At 66.8% G+C, this 12,545-nt stretch carries 11 protein-coding genes and 1 riboswitch; of the genes, 4 read left to right on the forward strand and 7 right to left on the reverse strand.

What is annotated here, in order from left to right:
* Positions 1–38: 38 nt before the first annotated feature.
* Positions 39–1,295 carry a threonine synthase gene (thrC, locus tag ABFX45_RS25785; RefSeq protein ID WP_109642780.1) on the reverse strand — a complete coding sequence of 419 codons (1,257 nt, stop codon included), beginning with the start codon at positions 1,293–1,295 and terminating at the stop codon, positions 39–41.
* An 11-nt stretch (positions 1,296–1,306) separates the two neighbouring features.
* Positions 1,307–1,432: riboswitch (SAM riboswitch) on the reverse strand.
* Positions 1,433–1,510: 78 nt separating this feature from the next.
* On the opposite strand from thrC, the gene holA reads away from it, so the two are divergent.
* Positions 1,511–2,488: a DNA polymerase III subunit delta gene (gene holA, locus ABFX45_RS25790; protein WP_109642779.1), complete on the forward strand. Its 978-nt coding sequence runs from the start codon at positions 1,511–1,513 to the stop codon at positions 2,486–2,488.
* Here holA and ABFX45_RS25795 read toward each other — a convergent pair whose 3' ends face one another.
* The 6 genes from ABFX45_RS25795 to ABFX45_RS25820 all read right to left on the reverse strand — a co-directional run bounded on the left by ABFX45_RS25795 (position 2,489) and on the right by ABFX45_RS25820 (position 8,741).
* Complete coding sequence (locus ABFX45_RS25795; RefSeq protein WP_346132470.1) at positions 2,489–3,292, reverse strand: class I SAM-dependent methyltransferase; 804 nt, start codon at positions 3,290–3,292, stop codon at positions 2,489–2,491. It abuts the gene before it with no gap.
* 107 nt (positions 3,293–3,399) lie between these two features.
* Positions 3,400–3,666: a 30S ribosomal protein S20 gene (rpsT, locus tag ABFX45_RS25800; RefSeq protein WP_109642775.1), complete on the reverse strand. Its 267-nt coding sequence runs from the start codon at positions 3,664–3,666 to the stop codon at positions 3,400–3,402.
* Between the two features lie 126 nt (positions 3,667–3,792).
* Positions 3,793–6,057: a glycoside hydrolase family 3 N-terminal domain-containing protein gene (locus tag ABFX45_RS25805; protein ID WP_346132472.1), complete on the reverse strand. Its 2,265-nt coding sequence runs from the start codon at positions 6,055–6,057 to the stop codon at positions 3,793–3,795.
* Positions 6,058–6,172: 115 nt separating this feature from the next.
* Positions 6,173–7,564: an AAA family ATPase gene (locus ABFX45_RS25810; protein ID WP_346132474.1), complete on the reverse strand. Its 1,392-nt coding sequence runs from the start codon at positions 7,562–7,564 to the stop codon at positions 6,173–6,175.
* 17 nt (positions 7,565–7,581) lie between these two features.
* Positions 7,582–7,809, reverse strand: a complete 228-nt coding sequence (locus ABFX45_RS25815; protein WP_109642769.1) for a type II toxin-antitoxin system antitoxin — start codon at positions 7,807–7,809, stop codon at positions 7,582–7,584.
* Positions 7,809–8,741: an SPFH domain-containing protein gene (locus ABFX45_RS25820; RefSeq protein WP_112228293.1), complete on the reverse strand. Its 933-nt coding sequence runs from the start codon at positions 8,739–8,741 to the stop codon at positions 7,809–7,811. The genes ABFX45_RS25815 and ABFX45_RS25820 overlap by 1 nt, the downstream gene beginning before the upstream one ends.
* Positions 8,742–8,813: 72 nt before the next feature.
* Here ABFX45_RS25820 and ABFX45_RS25825 point away from each other — a divergent pair, with 72 nt between their 5' ends.
* From ABFX45_RS25825 to ABFX45_RS25835, 3 genes are all read left to right on the forward strand, one after another.
* Positions 8,814–9,248 carry an NUDIX domain-containing protein gene (locus tag ABFX45_RS25825; protein ID WP_112228292.1) on the forward strand — a complete coding sequence of 145 codons (435 nt, stop codon included), beginning with the start codon at positions 8,814–8,816 and terminating at the stop codon, positions 9,246–9,248.
* 44 nt (positions 9,249–9,292) lie between these two features.
* Positions 9,293–10,639: a polysaccharide lyase 6 family protein gene (locus tag ABFX45_RS25830; RefSeq protein WP_112228291.1), complete on the forward strand. Its 1,347-nt coding sequence runs from the start codon at positions 9,293–9,295 to the stop codon at positions 10,637–10,639.
* Between the two features lie 136 nt (positions 10,640–10,775).
* Entirely contained in the window at positions 10,776–12,119 is a 1,344-nt protein-coding gene (locus ABFX45_RS25835; RefSeq protein ID WP_346132478.1) for a polysaccharide lyase 6 family protein, read from the forward strand.
* The last annotated feature ends 426 nt before the right edge of the window (positions 12,120–12,545 follow it).

A 12,545-nucleotide genomic window follows, 5' to 3' on the forward strand; every position in this document is an offset into this window, starting at 1 on the left:
CGTCCCCGGACCGGAAGGAGGTGATCAAAGCAGCGTGATCAGCCCAGTGCCTTGATGACGGCCTCTGCGGACGCCGGCACCGTCGCGCGCGGGCCGACCGTGTCGCCGAGCGCGTCGAGGGTCTTGAGGCCGTCGCCGGTGATCAGCAGCACGGTCTCGCCGTCCGGGTCGAGCTGGCCCGACTCGATCAGCTTCTTCGCCGTCGCCACGGTCACGCCGCCGGCGGTCTCGGCGAAGATGCCCTCGGTGCGGGCGAGGAGCTTGATGCCCTCGACGACCTCTTCGTCGGTCACGTCTTCGATGGCGCCGTTCGTGCGGCGGACCGCGTCGAGCACGTAGGGGCCGTCGGCCGGGGCGCCGATCGCCAGCGAGCGGGCGATGGTGTCCGGGCGGACCGGGCGGATGACGTCGTGGCCTTCCTTGTAGGCGGCGGACACCGGGCTGCAGCCGGTGGCCTGGGCGCCGAACACGCGGTACGGGGTGGCTTCGACGAGGTCGAGCTGGCCGAGTTCGCGGAACGCCTTGTCGACCTTGGTGAGCTGCGAGCCGGACGCGATGGGCACCACGATCTGGTCGGGCAGGCGCCAGCCGAGCTGCTCGGCGACCTCGTAGCCGAGGGTCTTCGAGCCCTCCGCGTAGTACGGGCGGACGTTGACGTTCACGAACGCCCAGTCCTCGTGCTCCGCGGCGAGTTCCTGGGCCAGGCGGTTCACGTCGTCGTAGTTGCCGTCGACGGCGATCAGGGCGCCCTCGTAGACGGCGCTCATCAGGATCTTGGCGCGCTCGAGAGAGGAGGGAACGAGAACCACCGACTGCCAGCCCGCGCGGGCGGCTGCCGCGGCGACTGCGTTCGCCAGGTTGCCGGTGGAGGGGCAGGCCAGCACCTTGAAGCCGAGCTCGCGGGCCGCGGCGAGCGCGACGCCGACCACGCGGTCCTTGAAGGAGTGGGTGGGGTTGCCGGTGTCGTCCTTCACCCAGACCTTGCGCACGCCCAGTGCCTTGGCGAGGTTGTGTGCCTCGACCAGACGGGTGCCGCCGGGGTCGGTGTTCGGGTGCTGTTCCACAGTGGACGGAACGGGGAGGAGGCCGCGGTAGCGCCAGATCGACCTGGGGCCGGCTTCGATGTCCTCGCGCCGGATCTTGCCGAAGTCGTAGGCCACTTCCAGCGGCCCGAAACACTCCAGACAGGCGTACTCAGGAGCGAGAGGAGTTTCATTTCCGCACTCACGGCACAGCAGTGCGCGGGCGGGGCCGAGGTCGAACTTCGTGCTCGTGGGCACAGAGACAGCAGTCATCGCGAGGTATCTCCTCATCTTTCCCGCGAAATCGAACGGGTCGGAATTGGCACCGTGATCGTCTGCGCATGGAGATAGCGCTGACGCCGGTTGCCGGGGCTTCTTCGGGCCGGTCCCTCTGCCCCTCTGGATGAGCGGTGTTCAGTTGTGGTCACCAAGCTACGACAAGAGCCCATTGCTCAGCCACAGACGTCCACGATCCGGGACGTGGGAGGATGCGGAGCGTGAGCGCACCGGAGTCACTGCACCTCGTCGTCGGCGAGGAGGAGTTGCTGGTCGAACGGGCTGTTCGGGCGGCTCTTGAAGCTGCACGCAAGGCCGATTCGAACGCCGACCTGACCCGCGTGCAGGTGACTGATCTCACGCCTCCCGAGCTGGCCGAGCTGGTCAGTCCGTCGCTGTTCGCAGAGGGCCGCGTGATCGTCCTGCAGAACGCGCAGGAGATCGGCAAGGAGATCGCCGACGCGGTCGTCTCCTACGCCAAGGCGCCCGCGGACGGGATCACGCTCGTCGTCGTGCACACGGGCGGTGGCCGCAGCAAGGCGGCCAAGGACCTGCCTGGACAACTGAAGAAGGCTGGCGCCGTGGTCATCGAGTGCCCGAAGGTCACCAAGCCGGGTGATCGGGAGGCCTTCGTCCGCAACGAGGTGCGGCAGGCGGGCGGCAAGATCGACCCCGAGGCCGTCGCCACGCTCATCGACGCCGTGGGCACGAACCTGCGCGAGCTCGCCGCGGCGGCGTCCCAGCTCGTCTCCGACACCGACGGCAAGGTGACGGTCGACGAGATCCGCCGCTACCACCAGGGCAAGGCCGAGGTGACCGGGTTCGCGGTCGCCGAGAAGGCCGTGACCGGTGACCGGGCAGGCGCCATGGAGGCGTTGCGCTGGGCCATGCAGCTGGGCGTGCCGCACGTGCTGGTCGCGGACGCCTTGGCGGACGCCGTGCGCACGGTCGCGCGTGTGTCCGCGGTGGGCCGGGCCGACCCGTTCAGCCTGGCCGGCCCGCTGGGCATGCCGCCGTGGAAGATCAAGAAGGCGCAGGCTCAGGCCCGCGGCTGGGACCAGTCGGGCCTCGCCGACGCGATGCAGGTCGTCGCGGGGCTCAACGCCGACGTCAAGGGCGTGGCGGCCGACGCCGACTACGCGCTGGAGCGTGCGGTGCTCAAGATCGTCGCCGCGCACGGCCGCCGCTGATCAGTCGCGGGGGATCCCGATCAGGTACTGGGCGCCGGTGAAGCCCGGCACGACGCCGATCTTCCACGTGAACGTCTCGGTGCCGGCCAGGCCGTCGACCATCCGCCGCAGTTCCGCGCGCCCGTACATGCGCAGGAACGACACGACGCTGTCGAAGAACATCATGAACGGCAGCACCGGCACGAGGTAGGTCAGCGCCAGCCGCAGGAGGTAGCGCGACAGGGGATTGCGCTGGAACGGTGCCGAAAGCAGCACGGCCAGTGTGATCAGGAACGGGAAGAGCAGCACGTACAGGAACGACCGCTTGGTGTCGACGACGACCATCGGCGAGCGGGTGTCGACGGCGTTCTGCAGCATCCGGGAAGCGAGCGCCGGCGGGAAGTGGTGGAAGGCGCCGTAGATCGTCCGCGTTCCCTCGACCGTGCAGTCGGTGGCGTCCACGGACGACGAGACGTAGTCCACGGAACAGCAGTTTGGCAGCCGTCGCCGGTGTGCAGCCTGAACGCGTTGAAAGGCACGGACGTTCGGCACCAGGTCCGTCAGCGTGACCTGGGTGTGGATGCCCTCGCGGTGCAGTTTGCGCTGGATGAGCGGTACCGGCCCGCCCGAGCCCGCGCAGAGGTCGACGATCCGGTGGGAGGCGCCCTCGCGCAGGGCGATCGACAACGGGACCGAGTACGCCCGTGCGGCGTCCGTCAGCCGGTAGATCGTCACGATGGACTCGGTGTGCAGGGTGCGCAGCACGGCAGGGGTGCGGTCCAGATCGTGCAGTTCCACGAAGTCGATGCGCGGAAGCGATTCCATGGTTCCCATCCCTACCGCGCAACCGGACCGGCAGTCCACTCCGGGACAGCGAAAAGGGCCTGCTCAACGAGGAGCAGGCCCTTCTCAGAGGCTTGTGCCGTGCTGAATCAGCCCTCGAGCTGGTTCGCGCGCAGCGCCATCGCCGACTTCTTGTTGGCGGCCTGGTTCGGGTGGATGACACCCTTGGTGGCGGCCTTGTCGAGCTTGCGGGACGCGTCCTGCAGCAGCTCCAGGGCTTTCGCCTTGTCACCGGCCTCGGCAGCCTCGCGGAACTTGCGGATGGCCGTCTTGAGGGACGACTTGACCGACTTGTTGCGAAGGCGCGCCTTCTCGTTGGTCTTGATCCGCTTGAGCTGGGACTTGATGTTCGCCATGCGACATCACCCTTCTGTGTCGAAACCGGAGTTCGTGACGCGCTTGGTCGGCACCGGCCTCGACGGCCGGCTCTCCTCCACGGCGGAGTGCCGCGCATTCACGACGACGAAGGATATCAGGCCAGCTCAGCGCACCGTGAAGGCGGCCTTCTCCGCGCCCACCACGGCCTCGTAGCCGCCGCGGGCGACCTCACGCCGGCCGTCGCCGTCCACGTCGCCCACGGTCAGCGCGAGCTGCGAGAGCTTGAACGACACCTCGACCTGCTTCGACTGTCCCGCAGCGAGTTCCACGCGCGTCCAGCCCACCAGGCGCTGGTCGGGCGTCAGCACCGGGGAGGCCGGTTGGCGCACGTAGACCGGCACCACGACCGTGCCCGCACGCCCGCCGGTGTTCGCCACCGTGAACTTCACCACGCCCGTCGAGCGATCAACGGCCACCGACGTGCTCGAGGTCGCGAACGAGGTGTACGACAGCCCGTGCCCGAACGCGAACAGCGGGTCGTACTTCGCGCCCGCCGACGTGTTCGCGCCCGGCAGCTGGTCGTAGGTGAGGGTCGGATCACCCAGCGTCCGAGGCCACGACACCGGCAGCTTGCCGCTCGGGTTCACCGCGCCGAACAGCACGTCGGCGATGGCCCGGCCGCCCTCGCTGCCCGGCAACCAGCCCGCGACCAGCGCGTTCGCGTCTGCGGCACCGCCGAGCACCTGGGGACGGGCGGTCAGCAGCACCACGACCACCGGCTTGCCGGTCGCCTGCACCGTGTCGACCCACGCCTGCTGCTCAGGAGTCAGCGCCGGGTTCTCCGTGTCGGCCGGACCCTCCGCACCTGGCTTCTCGCCCAGGACGACGACGACCGCGTCCGCACCAGCGGCTTCAGAAACGGCAGCAGCAGGAGTCGCAGCGTGCACAACAGACGCACCAGGAACAGCCTCACGCACGCCGGTCAGCACGGTCGCGGTCGGCGGCAGCGGTGAGTCGTCCGGCACGCCCTGCCACTCGACCGTCCAGCCGCCGAGCTGGCGGCGCACGTCGTCCGCGGTCTCACCGGTCACGACGATCTTCTTCGCCGAACCCGAGAGCGGCAGCACGCCGTCGTTCTTCAGCAGCACGGTGCCTTCGGCCGCTGCCTGACGTGCCAGCGGGCGGTCGACGTTCACCACGTTGCCGTCGGCCTTCGCCGGGTCCACGTACGGCTTTTCGAACAGCCCCAGGTCGAACTTGAGCTTCAGCACCCGCCGCACGGCCTGGTCGATCCGCCCGCGCGACACCGAACCGTCGCGCACGTTCGCCAGCAGCAGCGACGTGAACTCGGCCGCGTTCGACGGCTCCATCGCCATGTCCACACCGGCGTTGACGCTCATCGCGATCGCGGTCTTGTAGTCGGGCGCGACCTTGTGCCGGTCCACCAGGTACTTCATGTCCTGCCAGTCCGACACCGCGACGCCCTTGAAGCCCATGCGCTCACGCAGTTGTTTCTGCAGCATGTACTTCGACGCGTGCACCGGCACACCGTTGAGCGAACCGGAGTTGATCATCACGGTCTTCACGCCCGCGTCGAACTGCGCCTGGAACGGCGGCAGCACCACGTCTTGCAGCTGGCGGACGGGAATCTGCGCGGCCGCGCGGTCGTGCCCGTTCGCCGGCGCCGAGTACCCAGCGAAGTGCTTCGCGGTCGCGGTCAGCTGAGCCGTGTCGTCCACCTTGGACTGCTGTCCGCGCACGTTCGCCGCCGCCAGCTGTCCCGCGAGGAACGGGTCCTCGCTGTAGGTCTCGTAGTAACGCCCCCAACGCGTGTCGCGCGCGATGTCCGACACCGGCGCGAAGTTCCAGAACACACCGGTCGCGCGCAACGCCTTCGACGCCGACACACCGATCTGCTCCTGCAACGCGGGGTTCCACGTCGCACCGAGCCCGATCTGGTGCGGGAACATCGTCGCGGAGATGACGTTGTTGTGCCCGTGCACACCGTCCGCGCCGTAGATGATCGGGATCTTCAACCTGTTGTTCTCCAACGCGTAGCGCTGGATCGCATTGTTCATCTCGGCCCACGCCTTGGGCGTGTTCTCCAGCGGCGCGTCACCACCGCCGGACAGGATCGAGCCCACGTGCGCGTCCGACAGCACCGCCTTCAGGCACGACTCCACCAACGGTCCGTTGACGTTGTTGCAGTCACCGCGCAGCTTCCCGACGCGGATCTGCGCCATCTGCCCGATCTTCTCCTCGAGCGTCATTCTCCGCAGCAGGTCCTCGGCCCGCCGCTCCGTCGACGCCCGAGCGTCCAAATAGATCTCTTTGCCCGCCGCGACACCACCTGCAGGTGTCAGCGACGCGATCAGCACAGCAACGCCCAGCACGCCGAGACCGGCGCGCTTGCGGGAAAACAAAGACAAGACTCCTCCACGCTCCCGTGCGCCCGCTGCACACGATCGCGTGGAGGAGTCGGACAAAAACACCCCCGAACGGAGGAACTCCGTGGAAGCGGTTTCATGCTGGTGAAACGCCTGTTCAGCCGCCCAGGACGCTCCGTGTCAGCGACTGTTTTTCATCCAGCAGCTCGGCCAGCGCGGCCGAGATCGTCGCCTCGTCGAGCCGCACGCGTTCCACCTCGGGCTGCTGGTCCAACGCGATCAGCGTCGCCCGCCGCACGAGCTCCTTCATGAACGACGCCGTCACGCCCTTGCTCGCAGCCACGATCGCCGAAGCGTCCGGCAGATCCAGACGAGCACCGGACGCGTAAAGCCGCAGCAGCCGTTCGCGGCCTTCCTCATCGGGCAACGGGACGTGCATCGCGAGGTCGATCCGGCCAGGCCGCTGGGCGAGGGCCTGTTCCATCACGTCCACCCGGTTCGTGGTGAGCACGAACGTCACGTCCGCCTCGGAGCCGACACCGTCCATCTCGTTCAGCAGCTCGAACAACGCCGGGTTGCCGGTCTCCGTGTGGCGCCGATCCTCGGCGATCAGGTCGACGTCTTCGACGACGACCACCGACGGTGCGAGCTTCCGTGCCATCGACGTCGCCACTTTCAGGAGCTTGAACATCGCGATGCCGCTCAGCACGATCACCGTCGAGGATTCCAGCCGTCCCATCAGGTACCGGATCGTGTGCGTCTTGCCGGTGCCAGGCGGACCGTGGAGCAGAAGTCCTCGTTTCAGATGCTGCCCGTGTGCTTGCAGCCGCGCGCTTTGTGAGGCTGTGCGCACGACGTGGCGTTCGATCGCGTCCAGCACGCCCTCTGGCAGAACGACGTCTTCAGATCGCAACGACGGTCTCGGCAGGAAGGTGAGCAGCTGGTTGCGGCGGTGCTCGCTCAGCCCGAACGCCATCACCTTGCCCTGGAACAGGTTGTGCCGCGTGATGTGGCTTTCGACCGCCTCCCGGGTGGCCGTCGCGGTCTCCCTGGACGCTGCCAGCACCTGCAGCGAACACTGGGCGTCGCAGTCCTCGCCGGGACCCTGCACCGCGAGGACCACGGGCTCGCCGTCCGGTGATCGGGAGGGGACCAGCCCGAGCTGCACCGCCTCGATCGCGGTGTCGGGGCCGGTGGCGACGGTCGCGTAGTCGACGGGCCCGAGACCGAAGCTGCCGTCGTGCACTGCTCCGCTCAGCATGTCGGACAGGTACTGGAACGAGCGTCTGCCCGCGATCCCGAACCACTCCGCCCCCGGAGAGTGTTCCGCCAGATAGGTTTCGATTCCGTGGTGCACGTTCACGTGCTCCCACCCCATGAACCTGGCTGTCACGGTCGGGACCTGTCTCATCGGGATTCCGATGTGGTCGGTCACCTTCCGGACCAGCGTCGACTCCGCGCCGTCGGAGACCAGTTTCCTGGCCTCCTCCAGCAACCCCTGCAGAGCCGACGCGAGTGATCGTGCGTCAGATGTGTGGAGATCTGTCATTGATTCCACCGTACGCACTAGTCGGCAGGTCCGGCCCCAGCCTTTTGGTCAGGTTCCTTCGGTGGCCTGCCACGCCGAGGCATTTTCTTTGCCTCTTTGGGCAGCCGGCCCGCCTCCGCCAGCGCACGCCGCAGCAGGAACTCGATCTGCGCGTTGGTGCTGCGCAGCTCGTCGTTCGCCCACCTGCTCAACGCGTCGTGCACCGCCGGATCAAGCCTGAGCAGAACGCTTTTGCGGTCAGCCATCAGGTGTAGAGCGACCCTGCGTTCACCACGGGCTGAGTGGAACGGTCACCGCACAGAACGACGAGCAGGTTCGAGACCATCGCCGCCTTGCGCTCCTCGTCGAGCTCGACGACGTCCTGCTCGGCGAGACGGTGCAACGCGAGCTCGACCATGCCGACGGCGCCCTCGACGATCCGCGTCCGTGCCGCCACGACCGCGCTCGCCTGCTGCCGCTGCAGCATCGCGTGTGCGATCTCCGGCGCGTACGCGAGGTGCGTGAGCCGCGACTCGATCACCTTCACGCCGGCGGACTGCACGCGTGCCGCGATCTCGATCGCGAGCGTCTCGGTGATCTCGTCCGCGTTCTCCCGCAACGACAGCCCGACTTCTTCGTGGTTGTCGTACGGGTAGCTCGTCGCGATGTGCCGGACAGCGGTCTCGGTCTGGATGCCGACGAACCGCACGAAGTCGTCCACTTCGAACCGTGCGCGCGCGGTGTCTTCCACCTGCCACACAACGACCGCGGCGATCTCGATCGGGTTGCCGTCGGCGTCGTTGACCTTGAGCGTCGCCGTCTCGTGGTTGCGGATCCGGGTCGAGATCTTCTGGCGCGTGGTGACCGGGTTCGCCCACCGCAGGCCGTCCGTGCGCACCGTGCCCACGTAGCGGCCGAGGAACTGCAGCACCCGCGCCTCACCCGGCGCCACGGTGAAGAGCCCCTTCATGATCAGCGATGCCGCCAGGAACAACAGCACCGCGATGATGAGGATCGCCGCCGACGGATCGGTGCCGCTGCTGTCCGCGTTCATGATCTCTCGTACGAGCACCCACACGCCCACCGCGAACACCACCAGTCCTGCGAGGAACATCGGCAGACCGGGCAGCTCCCGTGCGTGCTTCTCACGCACGACAGGTGCCGGCATGTGCACCTTCGTGTCGGCCACAGCGCTCATTCGAACCCCCTATCGAAGTAGTAGCTAAGTGATATCACTTTTCCGCCATGATCGCCAGCTAGGCTGATCCGCATGAGGGCGAAGAAGCAGCGCGTGGCCGCGTACGGGGTGTGCATCAACGAGAACGACGAGATCCTGCTCGCGCGCTGGCTCGGCCCCAACGGCAAGCGCTGGATCCTCCCCGGCGGCGGCATCGACCACGGGGAGCACCCGCACGACGCGGTCATCCGCGAGTACGAGGAGGAGACCGGGTTCGAGGTCGAGGTGCTGCGGCTGCTCGGCATCGACTCGGAACTCCGCGAGGAGCCCGACCGCGACTACCACGCCCTGCGGATCATGTACGAGGTCCGGATCGTGGGCGGCGAGCTGCGGTACGAGGTGGACGGCACGACCGACCTCGCGCAGTGGTTCCCAGTCGCAGACATCGGACAACTGGACCGCGTGCCGTCGATTGACACGGCCCTTGGTTTGTACCGAACTACCCCTGCTGCCGGAATCTTGCGCTAACTTAGGCCTTACCGCCGCCAGCTTCCCATCAACGGAGTTGGCGAATGATCCGATCACTGGCCGCAGTGGGCGCGGCCGCCCTGCTGTCGTCCTTCGTCCACGTGCCCGCCTTCGCGGCGGTCGTCGGGGTGTCGAGCGTGTCCTCCCTGCAGGCCGCGATCGACTCGGCTCGGCCCGGTCAGCGCCTGGTGCTCGCGAACGGCGTGCACGTGGCCGACCAGCCCATCAAGATCACCAGGTCCGGGATCACCGTGGCCGCCCAGACCGTCGGCGGCACGGTGTTCACCAGCGGCGGGTTCGAGCTCGGCGACGTCAAGAACGTGACCGTCGAGGGCTTCGTCTTCGACGGCACCAGCACGCTGTCGGTACCGCCGGGAGCCCAGGCCGCGCGCATCACCCGCAACACCTACAACGGCAACAAGAACGGCGCTTCGCTCAGCGTGGGCGCCGACGACGTGCAGGTCGACCACAACACGTTCTCCAACCGCACGAACGAGGGCGTGTACCTGCAGGTCACCGGCCCCGGCAGTGACATCGCCAAGCGGACCTGGATCCACCACAACTACTTCTACAACCACCAGTTCTCCGGCTCGAACGGTGGTGAGTCGATCCGGCTCGGCTACAGCCACAAGCAGTCGAAGTCGGCGAACGCGATCGTCGAGCACAACCTGTTCGAGAAGGCAGACGGTGACGCCGAAGCCATCTCCATCAAGTCCTCGGACAACACGGTCCGCTACAACACGATCCGCAACAGCAAGGGCTACATCGTCCTGCGCCACGGCCACCGCACCACGGTCGAGGGCAACCTGCTGTTCAACAGCGGCATCCGGTTCCACGGCAACGACCACAAGATCTACAACAACTACGTGGAGAACACCCGCGACCGTGCGATGGTGTTCGGTTCCGGCAAGGAGGCGGACAGCGGTCCGACCTCGAAGCTGCACGATCGCCCCGACCGCGTGACGGTCGCGTTCAACACGCTGATCGGTACCGGCGCCGTGGTCGACAGCGACGGCGGTGACTTCAAGCCGAAGGACTGCGTGCTCGCGAACAACATCATCAAGGGCTCGTCCGGTGGTGTCGTCTCCATGCACAGCGGTTCGACCGTGAAGTACGAGGGCAACGTCATCTGGGGCGGTACCGGCGGCAGCATGCCGTCGTCCGGCTACCGCTCCGCCGACCCGAAGCTCGTGAAGGACGCGGGAGGCCTGTTCCGGCTGGCGTCCGGCAGTCCGGCGATCGACGCATCCACCGGCAGCTACTCCTACGTCTCGCGGGACTTCGACCCACAGGCGCGGTCGGGCAAGCCGGACGTCGGAGCGGACGAGTACAGCACCTCGGCAATCCGCAAAGCGCTGACCAAGGCTGACGTGGGGCCTTCCGCGCCATAGCCTGCCCTTGAGGGCAGACATCGGAGCCTTACCTGCTGGGCGGGGCAAGCGGCCCCCGCCGAACTACCCCGTCCGCAGGAACTCCTCAGTACCTTTCGGTCCACCGCCACCGACGGGCCACCATAGGAGTTGGCGAATGATCCGATCACTGGCCGCTGTGGGCGCGGCCACCCTGCTGTCGTCCATCTTCGTCCAGACGCCCGCGAGTGCGGCGGTCGTCACCGTGCCGAACGTTGCCTCCCTGCAGGCCGCGATCAACTCGGCCAAAGCCGGTCAGCGCATCCTGCTCGAGGACGGAGTGCACCGCCCCGGCAAGCCCATCAAGATCACGAAGTCGAAGATCGCCATCGCGGCCAAGAACACCGGTCGCGCTGTGTTCAACACCAGCGGCTTCGAGTTCGGTGCGGTGCGCGGTGTCACCATCGAAGGTTTCGTCTTCAACGGTACGAGCTCCCTGTCCGTGCCGGCGGAGGCCTACGGGACCCGCATCACCCGCACGACGTTCAACGGCGACAAGCCGGGTGCCTCCCTCACCGTGAGCGCCAACGACGTCGAGGTCGACCACAACACGTTCTCGAACCGCACGAACGAGGGCGTGTACCTGCAGATCACCGGCCCTGACGGCAAGATCGCCCAACGGACCAGGGTTCACCACAACTACTTCTACAACCACAGCTACACCGGCCTGAACGGCGGCGAGTCGATCCGGCTCGGCTACAGCTACAAACAGCAGCTGTCTGCCTACGCCGTCATCGAGAACAACCTGTTGGAGAAGGCGAACGGCGACCCGGAGGCCATCTCCGTGAAGTCCTCGGACAACACGGTCCGCTTCAACACGATCCGCAACAGCAAGGGCTACATCGTGCTGCGCCACGGCCACCGCTCCACGGTCGAGGGCAACCTGCTGTTCGGCAGCGGCGTGCGGTTCCACGGGAACGACCACAAGGTGTTCAACAACTACGTGGAGAACACCGGGGACCGCGCGATCGTGTTCGGCAAGGGCTCCGAGACCGACAGCGGCCCGACCTCGAAGCTGCACGACCGGCCGGACCGCGTGACGGTCGCGTTCAACACCCTGATCGGCACGGGCGCCGTGGTCGACAGCGACACCAGCACCTACGCGCCGAAGGACTGCGTGTTCGCGAACAACATCATCAAGGGTTCGTCGTCGAAGTTCATCGAGATGATGAGCGGCTCGACCGTGAAGTACGAGGGCAACATCATCTGGGGCGGCACCGCCGGCATCTCGTCCGGCTACCGCTCGGTCGACCCGAAGCTGGTGCGCGACTCCAACGGTCTCCTGCGCCTGGCGTCCGGCAGCCCGGCGATCGAGACCTCCGCGGGCACGTACTCCTACGTGACGCGGGACTTCGACTCGCAGTCCCGCGTCGGCAAGCCCGATGTGGGGGCGGACGAGTACAACTCGTCGGCCATCCGCAGGCCGCTCACGAGCGCGGACGTCGGCGTCAACGCACCCTGATCCCGCTGTTTGTCCTGGTGGCCGCACGTTTCGCGGTCACCAGGACCCCCCGATTTGGAGATCGAAACAGCCCCGTGTAATGTTCTCTCTGCCAGCGCGGAACGGGCCGGAAATCAAAACCGGAACGAGCGGGGCACAAGCCGGAAGACAAAGGGCCTCTGAGAGGCCGATTTGACACCGGCGGGCAGGACAAAATAAGCTTCAGCAACACAAGCCCTGAGTGAAACTCTCCGGAAACGGAGATTGGATCCGGTGAGCGCGTGTTCTTTGAGAACTCAACAGCGTGCCGATAACACAGTCAGTAATATGAATACTCCTCGTCAGGAGTATTCCTTTGAGTAGTTTTACCAGATTGCCAGACATATTCCGTCTGGAGCGATCAACACAATCCTTATTGGAGAGTTTGATCCTGGCTCAGGACGAACG

Source organism: Lentzea roselyniae (genome assembly GCF_039537795.1).
Lineage (GTDB): Bacteria > Actinomycetota > Actinomycetes > Mycobacteriales > Pseudonocardiaceae > Lentzea > Lentzea atacamensis.

Bases quoted from the DNA above. Each gene is read 5' to 3' on its own strand.
- ABFX45_RS25820 (WP_112228293.1), bottom strand. From the start codon at position 8,741: ATGAGCGCTGTGGCCGACACGAAGGTGCACATGCCGGCACCTGTCGTG.
- ABFX45_RS25830 (WP_112228291.1), top strand. From the start codon at position 9,293: ATGATCCGATCACTGGCCGCAGTGGGCGCGGCCGCCCTGCTGTCGTCC.
- rpsT (WP_109642775.1), bottom strand. From the start codon at position 3,666: ATGGCGAACATCAAGTCCCAGCTCAAGCGGATCAAGACCAACGAGAAG.
- ABFX45_RS25835 (WP_346132478.1), top strand. From the start codon at position 10,776: ATGATCCGATCACTGGCCGCTGTGGGCGCGGCCACCCTGCTGTCGTCC.
- ABFX45_RS25795 (WP_346132470.1), bottom strand. From the start codon at position 3,292: ATGGAATCGCTTCCGCGCATCGACTTCGTGGAACTGCACGATCTGGAC.
- ABFX45_RS25825 (WP_112228292.1), top strand. From the start codon at position 8,814: ATGAGGGCGAAGAAGCAGCGCGTGGCCGCGTACGGGGTGTGCATCAAC.
- holA (WP_109642779.1), top strand. From the start codon at position 1,511: ATGCGGAGCGTGAGCGCACCGGAGTCACTGCACCTCGTCGTCGGCGAG.
- ABFX45_RS25810 (WP_346132474.1), bottom strand. From the start codon at position 7,564: ATGACAGATCTCCACACATCTGACGCACGATCACTCGCGTCGGCTCTG.
- thrC (WP_109642780.1), bottom strand. From the start codon at position 1,295: ATGACTGCTGTCTCTGTGCCCACGAGCACGAAGTTCGACCTCGGCCCC.
- ABFX45_RS25815 (WP_109642769.1), bottom strand. From the start codon at position 7,809: ATGGCTGACCGCAAAAGCGTTCTGCTCAGGCTTGATCCGGCGGTGCAC.